15 protein-coding genes are annotated in these 16118 nt (G+C 59.5%); 2 read left to right on the top strand and 13 right to left on the bottom strand.

Annotated elements, in window-relative coordinates; all coding sequences use genetic code 11:
• Window positions 1-19: 19 nt before the first annotated feature.
• From acpP to ACOYXJ_RS17405, 6 genes are all read right to left on the bottom strand, one after another.
• Complete coding sequence (acpP, locus tag ACOYXJ_RS17430) at window positions 20-256, bottom strand: acyl carrier protein (RefSeq protein WP_003175607.1); 237 nt, start codon at window positions 254-256, stop codon at window positions 20-22.
• Window positions 257-452: 196 nt separating this feature from the next.
• Window positions 453-1196, bottom strand: a complete 744-nt coding sequence (gene fabG / locus ACOYXJ_RS17425; RefSeq protein WP_095120581.1) for a 3-oxoacyl-ACP reductase FabG — start codon at window positions 1194-1196, stop codon at window positions 453-455.
• Window positions 1197-1214: 18 nt separating this feature from the next.
• Window positions 1215-2153, bottom strand: coding sequence for an ACP S-malonyltransferase (gene fabD, locus ACOYXJ_RS17420; RefSeq protein WP_150793134.1), 939 nt, complete (start codon window positions 2151-2153; stop codon window positions 1215-1217).
• 124 nt (window positions 2154-2277) lie between these two features.
• Window positions 2278-3288 carry a phosphate acyltransferase PlsX gene (plsX, locus tag ACOYXJ_RS17415; RefSeq protein ID WP_460370682.1) on the bottom strand — a complete coding sequence of 337 codons (1011 nt, stop codon included), beginning with the start codon at window positions 3286-3288 and terminating at the stop codon, window positions 2278-2280.
• Window positions 3289-3292: 4 nt separating this feature from the next.
• Complete coding sequence (gene rpmF, locus ACOYXJ_RS17410) at window positions 3293-3475, bottom strand: 50S ribosomal protein L32 (RefSeq protein ID WP_003179396.1); 183 nt, start codon at window positions 3473-3475, stop codon at window positions 3293-3295.
• Between the two features lie 13 nt (window positions 3476-3488).
• A complete protein-coding gene (locus tag ACOYXJ_RS17405; protein ID WP_038364482.1) occupies window positions 3489-4016 on the bottom strand; it encodes a YceD family protein in 528 nt (175 codons plus the stop codon).
• Window positions 4017-4121: 105 nt separating this feature from the next.
• Between ACOYXJ_RS17405 and ACOYXJ_RS17400 the strand changes: the two genes are divergently transcribed.
• Window positions 4122-4700: a Maf family protein gene (locus ACOYXJ_RS17400; RefSeq protein ID WP_150793136.1), complete on the top strand. Its 579-nt coding sequence runs from the start codon at window positions 4122-4124 to the stop codon at window positions 4698-4700.
• A 94-nt stretch (window positions 4701-4794) separates the two neighbouring features.
• Here the strand turns inward: ACOYXJ_RS17400 and sppA are convergent, their stop codons facing one another.
• From sppA to rluC, 3 genes are read right to left on the bottom strand one after another with little or no spacing between them, the layout of a single operon-like run.
• Window positions 4795-5784: a signal peptide peptidase SppA gene (sppA, locus tag ACOYXJ_RS17395; protein WP_034155357.1), complete on the bottom strand. Its 990-nt coding sequence runs from the start codon at window positions 5782-5784 to the stop codon at window positions 4795-4797.
• 24 nt (window positions 5785-5808) lie between these two features.
• Window positions 5809-6471, bottom strand: coding sequence for an HAD-IA family hydrolase (locus ACOYXJ_RS17390; protein ID WP_460370679.1), 663 nt, complete (start codon window positions 6469-6471; stop codon window positions 5809-5811).
• Window positions 6458-7417, bottom strand: coding sequence for a 23S rRNA pseudouridine(955/2504/2580) synthase RluC (gene rluC, locus ACOYXJ_RS17385; protein WP_460370676.1), 960 nt, complete (start codon window positions 7415-7417; stop codon window positions 6458-6460). The genes ACOYXJ_RS17390 and rluC overlap by 14 nt, the downstream gene beginning before the upstream one ends.
• 699 nt (window positions 7418-8116) lie before the next feature.
• Here rluC and rne point away from each other — a divergent pair.
• Window positions 8117-11356, top strand: coding sequence for a ribonuclease E (rne, locus tag ACOYXJ_RS17380; RefSeq protein WP_460370674.1), 3240 nt, complete (start codon window positions 8117-8119; stop codon window positions 11354-11356).
• Window positions 11357-11641: 285 nt separating this feature from the next.
• On the opposite strand, the gene ACOYXJ_RS17375 is transcribed toward rne, so the two are convergent.
• The 4 genes from ACOYXJ_RS17375 to ACOYXJ_RS17360 are packed head-to-tail and all read right to left on the bottom strand — an operon-like array spanning window position 11642 to window position 16003.
• Window positions 11642-12238 (bottom strand): nucleotidyltransferase family protein, encoded by a 597-nt coding sequence (locus tag ACOYXJ_RS17375; protein WP_460370672.1) that lies wholly within the window; start codon window positions 12236-12238, stop codon window positions 11642-11644.
• The gene (locus ACOYXJ_RS17370; RefSeq protein WP_460370669.1) at window positions 12235-13215 is read right to left on the bottom strand and encodes an XdhC family protein; all 981 of its coding nucleotides are present in this window, start codon (window positions 13213-13215) and stop codon (window positions 12235-12237) included. The genes ACOYXJ_RS17375 and ACOYXJ_RS17370 overlap by 4 nt, the downstream gene beginning before the upstream one ends.
• A complete protein-coding gene (locus tag ACOYXJ_RS17365; protein ID WP_460370667.1) occupies window positions 13215-15536 on the bottom strand; it encodes a xanthine dehydrogenase family protein molybdopterin-binding subunit in 2322 nt (773 codons plus the stop codon). The genes ACOYXJ_RS17370 and ACOYXJ_RS17365 overlap by 1 nt, the downstream gene beginning before the upstream one ends.
• Complete coding sequence (locus ACOYXJ_RS17360) at window positions 15533-16003, bottom strand: (2Fe-2S)-binding protein (RefSeq protein ID WP_095048621.1); 471 nt, start codon at window positions 16001-16003, stop codon at window positions 15533-15535. The genes ACOYXJ_RS17365 and ACOYXJ_RS17360 overlap by 4 nt, the downstream gene beginning before the upstream one ends.
• Window positions 16004-16118 lie beyond the last annotated feature (115 nt).

Raw genomic sequence — 16118 nt, 5'->3', positions numbered from 1 at the left:
AAACAACGATTACAAACTATTACGCCTGGTGGCTAGTAACGTAGTCGATTGCAGCTTGTACAGTAGTGATCTTCTCAGCTTCTTCGTCAGGGATTTCGGTCTCGAATTCCTCTTCCAGAGCCATCACCAGCTCAACGGTGTCAAGGGAGTCGGCACCCAGGTCTTCTACGAAGGAAGCGGTGTTGACCACTTCTTCTTCTTTAACACCCAGTTGCTCGGCAACGATTTTCTTGACGCGCTCTTCGATGGTGCTCATACCTTGTTTTCACTCCTAATGGACAAATTCAGGCAGCTGGCCAGTGGGTAAGTGTATAGAAAGACTTTTCAGTTTTTCAACTGAAAGCTTCACTCCTCAAACCCTGCGACCCTCTGCCTATAAATAGATTGCAGCTTTATAACGGATTTTAGACAGCTCGTATGACATTTTTTTGAAGCAATCCGTCACATTTTACTTACATGTACATCCCACCGTTCACCGGGATTGTAGCCCCAGTGACGTATGCCGCACCGTCGGATGCAAGAAAAGCGACCACAGACGCGATCTCTTGAGCTTGTCCCAGACGACCCAGCGGAATCTGCGTCTGCAAGGCTTCACGCTGTGCTTCAGGCAGTTCGCGCGTCATGTCGGTGTCGATAAACCCTGGGGTTACCGAGTTCACCGTAATCGAACGCGAACCGACTTCACGCGCCATTGCACGGCTGAAACCTTCCAGACCGGCCTTGGCGGCTGCATAGTTTACTTGGCCAGCGTTGCCCATGGCACCCACCACCGAGCCAATACTGATAATTCGACCCCAACGCGCCTTGGTCATGCCGCGCAGAACGCCCTTGGACAGGCGGAACAGACTGTTCAGGTTGGTATCGATCACGTCGTACCACTCGTCGTCTTTCATGCGCATCATCAGGTTATCGCGGGTGATGCCGGCATTATTGACCAGGATCGCCACTGGCGCACCAAACTGCTCCTGAATGCTTGCCAGCACCGCGCTGACCGATTCGTCGCTGGTGACGTTGAGTTCGAAACCCGTGCCCTGAATACCGTTTTCCTTCAGGGTCGCGGCAATGCGCTCAGCGCCTGAAGCGGAAGTCGCGGTACCAATGACGATGGCGCCCTGACGACCCAGTTCCAGCGCGATAGCCTGGCCGATACCGCGGCTTGCACCGGTGACCAGTGCAACTTTACCTTGCAGACTCATGCAAGTTTCTCCTGATTTTCAGGCTTGCGCTGCACGAGCGGCAGCGAAAGCATCTGGGGTATTGAGGTTGGAAGTCGTCACGCCTTCGGCGCAACGCTTGTTCAGACCGGCCAGTACTTTGCCCGGGCCGCATTCGACCAGATTGGTCGCGCCTTTGGCGGCCAGCGTCTGTACCGACTCGACCCAGCGCACTGGCTTGTACAATTGTTCAAGCAGATCACGCTTGAGGGTTTCCAGATCAGCCGGCACTTGCGCGCTGACGTTCTGAACAACCGGAATCTGCGGCGCCTGCCAGTCAATGGCGGCGATGGATTCGGCAAAACGCTCGGCCGCCGGGCGCATCAGCTCGCAGTGCGACGGCACGCTCACCGGCAGCGGCATGGCGCGCTTGGCACCACGCGCCTTGCAACCTTCGATGGCGCGCTCGACAGCAGCCTTGGCACCGGCAATAACTACTTGGCCCGGCGAGTTGAAGTTGACAGCGCTGACCACCTCACCTTGCGCAGCTTCAGCGCAGGCTGCCAGCACGTCGGCATCCTCGAGACCGAGAATGGCAGCCATGCCGCCCTGCCCGGCCGGAACCGCTTCCTGCATCAGTTGACCACGGCGCTCAACGAGCTTGACCGCGTCAGCCAGCGTCAGGCTGCCAGCAGCAACCAGCGCGCTGTACTCGCCCAGGCTGTGACCGGCAACAAAGGCCGGACGCGCGCCACCTTCAGCCAGCCACAGACGCCACAGGGCGACCGAAGCGGTCAGAATGGCCGGTTGGGTTTTATCGGTTTGATTGAGCTGCTCTTCCGGGCCCTGCTGGGTCAGTGCCCACAGGTCATAACCCAGAGCCTCAGAGGCTTCTTTGAAAGTTTCGAGGATCAACGGATATTCCGCGCCCAGCTCGGCCAGCATGCCGAGGGACTGCGAACCTTGTCCTGGAAAGACGAATGCGAGGGAAGCAGACATGTAACAAGCCCCTAATGATCTTGTCGTCGGAAAATGACGCCCCACTGAGGGACGCAAGAAACTGACAGTTTGGATGGCCCTTTGAACCGGGCGGTCACATTTAAGCATTGTCCGACGAAAACGCCTAAGACAACAAATCCTCCAGACGACCGTGGAGGCGTTCGGGCAAGTTCTCCTGAATCTCGATCAGCGCGCGCTGAATCGCACTCTGAAAGCCCTGAACCCCCGCCGAACCGTGACTTTTCACGACGATGCCCTGCAAACCGAGAAAGCTTGCGCCGTTATGTCGCGCCGGCGCCAGATCGGCCTGCAAGCGCTTCATCAGCGGCAACGCCAAAGCCCCCACGGCACGGGAGGCGAGATTTCTTTTGAACAACGCTTCAATGCGCGCAGCAATCATCGTCGCCAGGCCTTCGCTGGACTTGAGCAGGATATTGCCGACGAAACCATCACACACCACGACATCGGCCTCGCCGCGATACAAACCGTCGCCTTCGATAAAGCCGATGTAGTTGATGCCACGGGCAGCCTGCAACAACGTTGCGGCCAGTTTGACCTGCTGATTGCCTTTGATGTCTTCGGTGCCGATGTTGAGCAGTGCGACGCGCGGACGATGGATGCCCAGCGTCTGCGCCGCCACCGAACCCATCACCGCAAACTGCAGCAGATGCTCGGCACTGCAATCGACATTGGCGCCCAGATCGAGCAACTGACAAAAGCCCTTCTGCGTAGGAATCGCCGCCACCATTGCCGGGCGATCGATGCCCGGCAACGTCTTCAGCACGAATCGCGAGAGCGCCATCAACGCACCGGTATTGCCGGCACTGACACAGGCTTGAGCCTTGCCGTCACGCACCAGTTCCAGGGCGACACGCATCGACGAGTCCGGCTTGCCACGCAAGGCCTGGGTCGGTTTTTCGTCCATGGTGATGACTTCGCTGGCCGCAACAATTGTCAGGCGCGCGCGATCGGCAGCCGATTGGCCGTTGATCAATTCTTCAAGAAGGGAGGGTTGACCGACGAGGGTCAGGTGCAGCGAGGGCGTAGCAGACAGGCAAGCAAGGCTGGCCTGAACAATGCTGCGGGGACCGAAGTCCCCGCCCATTGCGTCAATCGCGATGACTTGAGCGGACAAGTGATTACTCGTCAGCGCCCTTGTCGATCACTTTACGGCCACGGTATACGCCTTCTGGCGATACGTGGTGACGCAGGTGAACTTCACCAGTGGTTTTTTCTACAGACAGGGTGCTAGCCTCGAGAGCGTCGTGCGAACGGCGCATGTCACGGGCAGAGCGGGATTTTTTGTTCTGCTGAACAGCCATAATTGATTAACTCCTAAACGTTTGGGTCACGCTTTAACTGCGCCAATACACTGAACGGGTTGGACCGCGTTACCTCGTCCTCGCTCGGTTCGGGCTCATCTGCTCCCGCCGGCTGCTGGCATTCTTCCGGATGATGAGCAGGCACAATAGGCAAAGCGAGCAAAAGCTCCTCTTCGACCAGTGACTGCAGATCCAATGGATCTTCGCCCAGTTCCAGCACGTCATAACCTTTCGGTAACGACTGGGTATTCGCACCCTCCTTCACTACAGCGTAACTGCATTCGCTGTGGATCGGCAGGGTGACCAGCTCAAGACAACGCTGGCAAACCATTTTGACCTCGGTGTCGATAAAGCTGTGGATCACCACAGATTTACGTTCATCTCGTTCAAAAACGAATTTCGCCTGCACCGTACCGACATCGTCGGAAAGCGGGTCGCAGAGTCTCTTCAAATCGGCCAGCAGCAGTTCACCTTGAAGGGTGGTGCCACGGTCAGCCAATTTGCGCGGGTCAACGTGAGGTGGAATCGGGTCATTCAACATAGGCGCAGCATTATAGGGATGCACCCACCCATGTCAAAGGAAATTGTGCCCTGTCCGTCACTTGCGTGCCTCCGCTAGAATTCGCATCTGCCTCAGGAGACGCGAATGCTGCCTTTATTACTCGCTTCAAGCTCGACCTATCGCCGCGAATTGCTCGCCCGCCTGCACCTGCCGTTCGTCTGCAGCTCGCCGGATATCGATGAAAGTCATCGCCCGGGCGAGTCAGCCACCGAACTGGTCAAACGCCTCGCCGAACAAAAAGCCCGGGCACTGGCTGACAGCCACCCCGCTCACCTGATCATCGGCTCGGACCAGGTTGCCGTACTCGGCGAGCAGATCATCGGCAAGCCGCACACCTTCGAGAAGGCTCGCGAACAATTGATGGCCGCGAGCGGCGCCAGCGTAACCTTTCTGACTGGCCTGGCACTGCTCAACAGCCAGACAGGCCAATGCCAGGTTGACTGCGTGCCGTTCACCGTACACATGCGCCAGCTCGATCAGGCGCGCATCGAGCGTTACCTGCGCATCGAGCAACCATATGACTGCGCAGGCAGCTTCAAGGCTGAAGGGCTGGGTGTGAGCCTGTTTCAATCCACCGAAGGCCCTGACGCCACCAGTCTGATCGGCCTGCCCCTGATTCGCCTGATCGACATGCTGCTGACTGAAGGCGTGCAGATCCCATAAAGCAAAAGATCGCAGCCTGCGGCAGCTCCTACAGGGGAATGTAAAACCCCGTAGGAGCTGCCGCAGGCTGCGATCTTTTGATCTTTACAACGAATTAACGCAACGAAGGCCCGTGGAACCCCATCCACATCGCCAACTGCTCAGCCACACTGGCACCGAGCTTCTTCGAGAAACGATCAAACGGCGACTCCTGCACAGTGAAGTCCACCAACTCCTTCTCGCCGATCACATCCCGCGCCACCGAACTGGCATTGCCCAGACCATCAATCAAGCCCAGCGGCAGCGCTTGCTCGCCCGACCAGACCAATCCGGAGAACAGCTCTGGATGATCCTTGTCCTTCAGACGATCACCACGCCCCTGCTTGACGCTATTGATGAACTGCTTGTGCGTGGTATCGAGCACGCTCTGCCAGAACGCCGTTTCTTCAGGCTTTTGCGGCTGGAACGGATCAAGGAACGATTTATGCTCACCCGAGGTGTACGTACGACGCTCGACACCCAGCTTCTCCATGGTGCCGACAAAACCGTAACCGGCCGCCGTCACACCAATCGAACCAACCAGACTCGCCTTGTCGGCGTAGATCTGATCCGCCGCGCTGGCGATGTAATAGGCACCGGACGCACCGAGATCGGAAATGACCGCATACACCTTAATCTCCGGATGCAGGCCGCGCAGGCGCTTGATCTCGTCATACACGTAACCCGACTGCACCGGACTGCCGCCCGGGCTGTTGATCCGCAGGATCACACCCTTGACCTTCTTGTCCTCGAACGCCGCCCGCAGACTGCCGACGATGTTGTCGGCGCTGGCCGGTTCTTTGTCGGCGATCATGCCGGTGACGTCGATCAACGCGGTGTAGTTCGGTCCGCGCGTGGCGCTTTTTTCCATGTCCATCAGCGGCGTGAACAGAATCAGCGCCACAAACAGATAAACAAACGTCAACAGCTTGAAGAAAATCCCCCAACGGCGCGAGCGACGCTGTTCCTGCACGCCGGCGAGCAGCGTTTTCTCCAATAGCTTCCAGCTTTTCTGGTCACCGTCGTCGGCACTTGCCTTGGCCGGTGCTTTCCATTCGTCGGTCATGCCATCCACCCCAGCAAAAACGTATTAGGCCTGCTTCTCCAGCCAGGCATGCAATTCGGAAAAACGGTCGATCGACAGGCGCGGCTCGAACTGCTGCAGCGATTCGATCGATTGCGCGCCATAACTGACCGCCACCGAATCCATCCCCGCGTTACGCGCCATCAGCAGGTCGAAGGACGAATCGCCGACCATCAGCGCCTGCTCGGCGCGCACGCCGCAATGAGCAAGGATCTGCTCCAGCATCAGAGGGTGCGGCTTGCTCGCAGTTTCATCGGCGGCGCGGGTGATATCGAAATAATTTTCCCAGCCATTAGCCTTGAGCACTCGATCCAGACCCCGGCGATTCTTGCCGGTGGCGACGGCCAGGTGATAACCCTGCTCACGAAACGACGCCATCGACTCGACTACGCCTTCGAACAACGGCGAAGGCACGGCTTCTGCGGCGATGTAGTGATCGGCGTAATACTCGCGAAACAAGGTCATTTCGGCGTCGCTGATTTCGGGATACAGCGTACGGATCGCCTCGGGTAAGCCCAGACCGATGATGCCTTTTACGGCGAAATCATCACGTAACTCGAAACCGGAACGCCCGGATGCCGAGTGCATCGCCTCGACGATCCGGTGAATGGAATCGGCCAGGGTGCCGTCCCAATCGAAAATCAGCAGTTTGTAATCAGATGGGCGCACTCAATCGCTCCACGGTCTTGGCCCACATTTCATCGACCGGCGCCTGCAAGGTCAGCTTGCCGCCATCAGGCAGCGGCACGGTCAGCATGTAAGCGTGCAGGAACAGGCGCTTGCCGCCCAGATCGCGGATTTCCTTGGTGAAATCCTCGTCGCCATACTTGCTGTCACCAGCAATGCAATGGCCAGCATGCAAGGTGTGCACGCGAATCTGGTGGGTACGTCCGGTAACCGGTTTAGCCTCGACCATGGTGGCAAAGTCACCGAAGCGGCGCAGCACCTTGAACATCGTCAGGGCTTCTTTGCCTTCGTCATTGACTTCGACCATACGCTCGCCGGAACGCAGATTGCTCTTGAGCAATGGCGCGCTGACTTTCTTGATCGAGGTCGCCCAGTTACCGCGCACCAGCGCCATGTAGCGCTTGTCGACGCCGTCGCCACGCAGCTGCTCGTGCAAGTGGCGCAACATGCTGCGCTTTTTGGCGATCATCAGCAGGCCGGAGGTGTCACGGTCGAGGCGGTGCACCAGTTCCAGCTCCTTGGCATCGGGACGCAACTGACGAAAGGCTTCGATCACGCCGAAATTCAAGCCACTGCCACCGTGAACCGCAATGCCGGCGGGCTTGTTGATCACGATCAGGGCTTTGTCTTCGAAGACAATCGAGGCTTCCAGGCGCTGCAATAAACCCTGGGCCAATGGCACCGGCTCGTCGCGCTCAGGCACGCGAACGGGCGGCACGCGCACGATATCACCGGCCTGCAGCTTGTATTCTGGCTTGATCCGACCTTTGTTCACGCGCACTTCGCCTTTACGCAAAATGCGGTAAATCAAGGTCTTGGGCACGCCTTTGAGCCGGGCGAGGAGAAAATTGTCGATTCGTTGGCCGGCATACTCCGGCGAGACTTCAAGCAATTGAATGCCTGGAGTCGAAGGGGCAGTAGTTGTCATGCCGCGGATGATAACAATTTTTATGGAATTGAAGCACTTAATCATTGCTGCTATAGTCGCGAACGCCGCCAAAAGCGGCCTGGACAGAGGAACCACGGTCAAAAACCGGCCCTGACCAACGCAATTCACCAGGACGCGAGGCCGTCCTACGGGGCTTTCGCTACGTAACGGTGGAGTTTTCAGTTGTAACGAGCGCAGGTGACATGAGGCCTGAATTACACCGCCGAGCAGAGTTTTAACTCGCCTGGCAGGCACACATTCAAGGCCAGTTCACAAAGTGCAGTCAGCTGCAGATGACCCCGAGCGAATGTTTCGGAAACAACGCCTGAATTAGCCATGATGCGTGACCTCCCCTTTCGGAGCTCACGGTAAATGCCAACCCGCTGCGGATTCTGCGCGCGGCAGCACCCGAATTATCAGGGATACGTGTAGGGTGGAGATGCACAACCGCTGGACTGTGTAGCAATAGGCTTTATCAAGACGCTTCATCTCGTCCACAGCCGCCGGTTGATTCCTCCTCCTGACTGAGTGCTTAAGTAGCCACAGCAAGCAGGACGCGTACGTCGCTGTATCGGCCCAATTGGCCGCATATCGCTGGACACGGGAATGGCCAACCACTCCCGACGCACCTGACACCGACCGTGAGAAGTCGTGTGTGCCGAACGCCGTTTCCGGCAGCCCGGAAACCGACGGTACTACATGAAAAGAATGCTGATTAACGCAACTCAACCCGAAGAGTTGCGTGTTGCACTGGTAGATGGCCAACGCCTCTACGACCTGGACATCGAATCCGGTGCACGCGAGCAGAAGAAGGCCAACATCTATAAAGGCCGCATCACTCGCATCGAACCAAGCCTTGAGGCTGCCTTTGTCGATTTCGGCTCCGAGCGCCACGGCTTCCTGCCCCTCAAAGAAATCTCCCGCGAATACTTCAAGAAAGCCCCTGAAGGCCGCGTCAACATCAAGGACGTCCTGAGCGAAGGCCAGGAAGTCATCGTTCAGGTCGAAAAAGAAGAACGTGGCAACAAGGGCGCCGCCCTGACCACCTTCATCAGTCTGGCCGGTCGTTACCTCGTGCTGATGCCGAACAACCCGCGTGCCGGCGGTATCTCCCGTCGCATCGAAGGCGAAGAGCGCAACGAACTGCGTGAAGCGCTGAACGGTTTGGTTGCACCGGCCGACATGGGTCTGATCGTGCGCACTGCCGGCCTTGGCCGTAGCAGCGAAGAAATGCAGTGGGACCTCGATTACCTGCTGCAACTGTGGACTGCTATTAAAGAAGCCTCGCTGGATCGCTCCGCGCCATTCCTGATCTACCAGGAAAGCAACGTGATCATCCGCGCCATCCGCGATTACCTGCGCCAGGACATCGGCGAAGTGCTGATCGACAGCGTTGAAGCCCAGGACGAAGCCCTGACCTTCATCCGCCAGGTGATGCCGCAGTACGCCAGCAAGATCAAGCTGTACGAAGACAGCGTACCGCTGTTCAACCGTTTCCAGATCGAAAGCCAGATCGAGACCGCTTTCCAGCGCGTCGTTGAACTGCCTTCCGGCGGCTCCATTGTCATCGATCCAACCGAAGCTCTGGTGTCCATCGACATCAACTCGGCGCGCGCCACGAAAGGCAGCGACATCGAAGAAACCGCTCTGCAAACCAACCTTGAAGCCGCCGAAGAAATCGCCCGTCAGTTGCGCCTGCGCGACATCGGCGGCCTGATCGTCATCGACTTCATCGACATGACCCCTGCCAAGAACCAGCGCGCCGTGGAAGAGAAAGTCCGCGAATGCCTGGAAGCCGACCGCGCCCGCGTGCAGATCGGCCGCATCTCGCGCTTCGGCCTGCTGGAAATGTCCCGTCAGCGCCTGCGTCCATCCCTGGGCGAAAGCAGCGGCATCGTCTGCCCGCGTTGCAACGGCACCGGCATCATCCGTGACGTTGAATCGCTGTCGCTGGCGATCCTGCGCCTGATCGAAGAAGAAGCCCTGAAAGACCGCACTGCCGAAGTGCGCGCTCAGGTGCCGATCCCGGTCGCCGCGTTCCTGCTCAACGAAAAACGCAACTCGATCACCAAGATCGAACTGCGCACCCGTGCCCGCATCATCATTCTGCCGAACGACCACCTCGAAACCCCGCACTTCGAAGTTCAGCGTCTGCGTGATGACAGCCCGGAAGCCGCGACCAACCAGTCCAGCTACGAAATCGCCGCTGCGGCTGCCGAAGTCGAAGAAGTCCAGCCAGCCGCCGCGACCCGCACCCTGGTTCGCCAGGAAGCCGCGGTCAAGACTGCTCCGGCCCGTGCCAACGCTCCGGTTCCGACCGAAGTCGCCGCACCTGCCGCTCCGGCACCGGCTCCAGTTGCCGCGCCAGAGCCAAGCCTGTTCAAAGGCCTGGTGAAATCGCTGGTCAGCCTGTTCGCCACCAAAGAAGAGCCAGCCGCTCCGGTTGTGGTTGAAAAACCAGCCAGCGAACGTCCGGCCCGTAACGAAGAGCGTCGCAACGGTCGTCAGCAGAGCCGCAACCGTAACGGTCGCCGCGATGAAGAACGCAAGCCACGCGAAGAACGTGCGCCACGTGAAGAACGCGCCCCGCGTGAGCCGCGCGAAGAGCGCGCGCCACGTGAAGCCCGTGAAGTCCGCGAGCCTCGTGAAGCCCGTACCGAAGCTGCACCGGCCGCTCGTGAAGAACGCGCGCCACGTGCACCGCGTGAAGAACGTGCACCGCGTGCTCCGCGTGAAGATCGCAAGCCACGTGGCGAGCGTGAAGAGCGTGTACGTGAACTGCGCGAGCCACTGGACGCCGCTCCAGTGACTGCAGACACCGCAGCCGTTACCGCTGAAGAGCGTCCGGCCCGTCAGCCACGTGAAGAGCGCGCACCGCGTCCGCCGCGTGAAGAGCGTCAGCCACGCGCCGAACAGGCCGCTGCTGCCGTCGCTGAAGAAGAAGTGAACAGCAACGAAGAGCAACTGCCGGAAGACGGTTCGGAGAACGCCGAAGGCGATCGCCCACGTCGTCGTTCGCGCGGTCAGCGTCGTCGCAGCAACCGTCGTGAGCGTCAGCGTGATGCCAACGGCAACGTGATCGAAGGCTCGGAAGAATCCGAAGCCGGCGAAAACGCTGAAGAGCCAAGCACCGCCGATCTGGCTGCTGGCCTGGCTGTCACCGCCGCTGTTGCCAGCACCGTGATCAGCGCTCCGGCCGAAGCTCAAGCCCACGAGCAAGCTGAACGCGCTACCGCTGCCGTGCAGGAAACTGCTGCAGTGGAAGCGCCGGTTGTTGAAGCGACTACGCCAGTTGAAGTGGTTGCTGCTCCGGAAGTCGAAGTGGCTCCGGTTCAGGAAACCCTGCCTCAGGTTGAGCCTGCACCAGTTGTGGTTGCCGAACCGGCTGTTGAAACCGTCGCTGAAACCGTGACCGAAACCGTGCGTGAAGTTCGCGAAGAGCAGACTGCCTTCAACTGGGTTGCCGAGCCGGCTGTTGCTGAAACACCTGCGCCAGTGGTTGAAGCGCCGGTTGTTGAAAAGCCAGTGTTCGAAGCGCCTGCGGTTGAAGCTCCTGTGGTTGAAGAGACCAAAGTTGCCGAGCCAGTGGTCGTTGCTGAACCAGCGCCAGTGTTCGAAGCGCCAGTGGTTGCCGAAGCGCCAGCTCCAGTGGTTGAAGCACCGGCTCCGGTCAGCGCCCTGACACCAAGCGGCCGCGCGCCGAACGACCCACGTGAAGTGCGTCGTCGCAAGCGTGAAGAAGAGCGTCTGCAGAAGGAAGCCGAACTGGCTGCCGCAGCTGCTCCTGTTGCTGAAGTGGTCGAGGCAGCGCCTGCCCCGGTCGCTGAAGAAGCGGTTGTCGAAGCGGTGATTGCTGAAGCACCACGCTCCGTTCAGGACGCGGTCGAGCAACACCAAGAGGCCGAGGAAAAAGAGCACGAGCCTAAACCACTCGTGTAATTCACGAAGCCGTTAAAAAGCCCCGTCCGGTGAAAACCTGGCGGGGCTTTTTTATGCCTCGATTTTTTGTGGTGGACTCTAGACCCAACCCCCTCACCCCAGCCCTCTCCCCACGGGGCGAGGGGGAAAGGGAGCCGATCTCCGTGTGCTTCAAGGCCGGAGTTCGACTCGAAGTTTCAGGTCGGTGTACCTTGAAAGAACACCTCGGTCAGTCCCCTCTCCCTCTGGGCGGTCCGACGTTTCGGGAGGGTTAGGGTGAGGGCTTCTAAGGAATTCACACAGATCTCAAGACGAGGCAAAAACCAAAGCCTCAGGCACATCGATATCCCACAGCACACCTGGGTCATCGACGGCAATCTCCACCACCCTACCCTGCTTGAACAAAGGCCGAGCCCCACGATCGCCGCTCAACGCCTGCAACCCCAAACCAAACGACCGCCCAAACCCCACCGGATGACCAAACTCGCCCTCCTGCACCGGCACGCTCACCGCATCGTCAGCAATCGCCGCAACCACCCGCTCGATACTCGACGGCAAGATAAACGGCATATCCCCCAGCACAATCAACCAGCCATCGGCATCTGGGCAAGCTGCAACCCCGGCGGCAATGCTGTCACCCATTCCGGTCGACTCGATCGAGACAACTTCACAGCCATACGCCTGTGCCATGCGCATCGCCTGCGGTCGTGCTTCAGCTGTCACGAGTACGCGCTTATCCAGACTGGCCGGCAGATTCACCAACACCTGCTCGATCACCGAACGCACCGCGCCATCACGCCCGGTACAGTCCGCCAGCAACTTGTCTTTGTCGGCACCTGCCACCTGGCGAAAGCGGCTGCCCTCGCCTGCAGCCAGCACAATTACCGCAATGGATCGACTCATGCGTCCTCCAGTGTTTTCTTCTGCTTCAACTCGACGCCGTTCTTGATCGCGACAATTTCCGCCAGCAAGGACAAGGCAATTTCCGCCGGCGAATGACTGCCAATGTGCAAACCGATCGGCCCGTGCAGTCGATCGATCGCCTGTACCGACAAGCCTAGCTGAGCCAGATTTTCCCGGCGCTTCTGGCTGTTGACTCGAGAGCCGAGAGCGCCGACATAGAAGGCTGGCGAATCCAGCGCCGTGAGCAGCGCCATGTCATCCAGACGCGGATCGTGAGTCAACGCGACAATTGCTGTGCGCTCATCGGTCTGGATGCTCAACACCGCGTCATCCGGCATGCCCGGGACGAAGCGACCGTGATGCTCTTCCCAGCCGTAAACGAATTCGCTGCGCGGATCGCAGATCAGCACTTCGAAATCCAGCAGTCGCGCCATGTCCGCGACGTAGCGCGACAATTGCCCGGCGCCGATCAACAGCAGACGCCAGCGCGGGCCGTAAATGGCCCGCAGGGTTTTGCCATCGAATTCCAGCGCATCGGATTTACTCGCCGACGTCAAAACCACTTCACCGGTTTCGATGTTCAACTCGCGCGCAACGATCTCGTGAGCCTCGCAACGGGCCAGCAAATCGGCAACCCACGCAGGGTCGCCGACCCGTTCTTCGGTCAGCCGCAAAGTGCCGCCACAAGGCAATCCGAAGCGCGCGGCCTCTTCACGGGTTACCCCGTAAGTGATCAATTGCACTGGCGGCCCATCGGTGGCAATGCGGCCATCGTGCAGACGGGCAATCAAGTCATCCTCGACACAGCCGCCCGACACCGAACCGATCACCACGCCATCTTCGCGCAAGGCGAGCATGGCGCCAGGCGCACGCGGCGCCGTGCCCCAGGTCTGCACCACGCTGAACAGCACCACCCGCTGTCCGGCGCGGCGCCATTCGAGGACGCTGCGCAGAACATTGAGGTCGACGCTGTCCATTACGCCTCTGCCTTCTGCCAGCCCTGCAACTGATAGCGCACCGGCAGGTTGCGGATGCGCTTGCCGGTGGCGGCGAAGATCGCGTTACACAAGGCTGGAGCAATTGGCGGTACGCCCGGTTCGCCGACACCACCCAAGGGCACGTCACCCGGCGGCGTCACCAGATGCACGGCAACTTCCTTCGGCGCCAGCGACATGCGCGCCACTTCGTACATATGGAAATTGTCCTGCTGGACCTTGCCGTCCTTGAAGCTGATTTCGCCCAGCACGGCATTACCGAGGCCCATCACGCAGGCGCCTTCGAACTGCGAACGGATACGTTCAGGGTTGATCTGCGGCCCGCAATCAACGGCGATGTCAGCCTTGTGGACGATCAGCGTGCCGTCGTCTTTGACCTCAACTTCAATCACCGCTGCCACATAGGTGACGAAGCTGTAGTGCACCGCCAGGCCAAGACCCCGACCCTTGGGCAGTTTGCGCCCCCAACCGGCTGCTTTCGCGGCGGTTTCCAGCACGGTGCGCATGCGTCCGGTGTCGATCGGATACCGCTCGGGAGATTCACCGTAGTTCCACTCTTCGCTCAAGGTGCGCGGGTCGATCTGCCGATCCGGGCCGAGCAGTTTGATCTGGTATTTGAGCGGATCTTCTCCGGCCTTGTGCGCCAGCTCATCGACGAAACTCTGGATCGCGAAACCGTGGGGAATGTTCGACACCGAGCGATACCAACCAACCCGCGTGTGCACGGTCGCCTCAGGGTTTTCCAGGCGCACATTGGGAATCGCGTAAGCCATGTTGGTAAAACCCATGCCCAGTTCGAACGCGGCTTCATGGTTCATGCCCGGCGCGAACAACGCAGTGATGCTCGGTGCCACGGTCCGATGCAACCAGCCGGACGGCATGCCGTCCTTGCCCACGCCCGCCTTGAGGTACTCAGCAGACACAGTGTGGAAATACGAGTTGTGGATGTCATCCTCACGCGTCCACTGCACCCGTACGGCTTTGCCGGGAAACTCTTTGGCGAGAATCGCTGCTTCAACAACGAAATCCGGCTTCGATTTGCGACCGAAACCGCCGCCAAGCAACGTGACATTAAAGGTGACATTGTCGAAAGGCAGCCCAAGACGCTCGGCAATGCGCTCGCGGGTGACTTGCGGTGCCTGACTCGGCGCCCAGGCTTCGCAGACACCATCCTTGTAACGGGCGATGGCGACCATCGGCTCCATCGGCGACTGTGCCAGATGTGGCAAATAGTACGACGCTTCGAGCGTACTCGCGGCGCCGCTCAGGGCCTTGTCGATATCGCCAGTGTTGCGCACCACTTTGCCGGGTTTCAGCGAGGCGGCTTCCAGTTCCTTGCGATAAGCAATCGAGTCGTAACTGGCGTTCGGGCCGTCATCCCATTCGATCTTCAGCGCCTCACGGCCCTTGATCGCTGCCCAGGTATTGCTGGCGACGACTGCCACGCCACCCAACGGCTGAAACTCCGAAGGCAGCGGCCGGCTTTCGATCTGCAGCACTTTGAGCACGCCGGGGACTTTCAGTGCGGCGCTGTCATCCACTGATTTGACCTTGCCGCCGTAAACCGCCGGACGGGCGATGGTCGCGTACAACATGCCATCGAAATGCACATCGGCGCCAAACACCGCACGACCGTTGACGATGTCGGCGCCGTCGATGGCTTTGCTGCCTTCCTTGCCGATGTAGCGAAACTCCGACGGCTGCTTGAGGCGCAGGCTGTTACGCGCTGGTACTGGCAACGCACTGGCTGCGGCGGCGAGTTCGCCATAGCCCAGCTCACGGCCGGACGGTTTGTGAATGATTTTATGCAACTGCGCGTGGCATTCGCCGACCGGCACTTTCCACTGCGCAGCGGCGGCCTGCTCAAGCATGGTGCGCGCCGCCGCGCCGCAACGCCGCATCGGCTCGTACCAGTGACGCATGCTGCGCGAGCCGTCGGTATCCTGATTGCCGAAGCGAACTTCATCACCCGGCGCCTGCTGCACTTTGACGTGCGCCCAGTCGGCTTCCAGCTCATCGGCAACGACCATGGTCAGACTGGTGCGCACACCCTGACCCATTTCCGAACGGTTGCACACAACGGTGACGGTGCCGTCGGCGGCGATGCTGACGTAGACCTTCGGATCATCGATCCAGCCATTGGGCATGCCATCGGCGCCGAACTGTTTCGGCTTGTCCTCGGCCAACGCATCCTGCCAGCCCCAACTCGCCGCCAGCACCAGCGCGCTAGTGGCGCCAATGCCTTTGAGGAAACCGCGACGGCTGAGATTGCTCAGGGCGAAATCATTCGGCAGGCGGCTCATGCCTTGGCCTCCTTCAAATGGGTGGAGGCTTGGCGGATCGCAGTCTTGATCCGGTTATAGGTGCCGCAGCGGCAAATGTTGCCGACCATGGCTTCTTCGATCTGCTCGTCGCTCGGATTCGGATTGGTCTTGAGCAATGCAGTGGCCGACATGATTTGCCCGCCCTGACAGAAACCGCATTGCGCTACAGCCGTGTCGAGCCAGGCTTGCTGGACCACCTGGCCGACCGGGTCAGCGTGCAGGTTGTCGATGGTGGTGACGTTCTGGCCGACCACCGAACCGATCGGCGTGATGCAACTGCGCGCCGGCAAGCCATCGATATGAATGGTGCACGCGCCGCACAGGCCCATGCCGCAGCCGAATTTGGTGCCGTTGTAACCGGCGACATCACGAATCGCCCACAACAGCGGCATGTCTTCAGTGACATCGAGGGGATGGTCTTGACCGTTGAGTTTCAGGGTAATCATGGGCACGCCCGCATATTTTTAGTGGTTATGGGGTCGAGCAATCTGCCGCCGGAAAATCAGCGGTGTGGTTCGCGCAGATCGACTCAGGCTAATCAGGCTCTCTTGTGCTGACGGG

The sequence above is a fragment of the Pseudomonas sp. Tul2A7 genome, from assembly GCF_054790505.1.
This window is presented reverse-complemented; position numbering and strand designations above follow the sequence as displayed.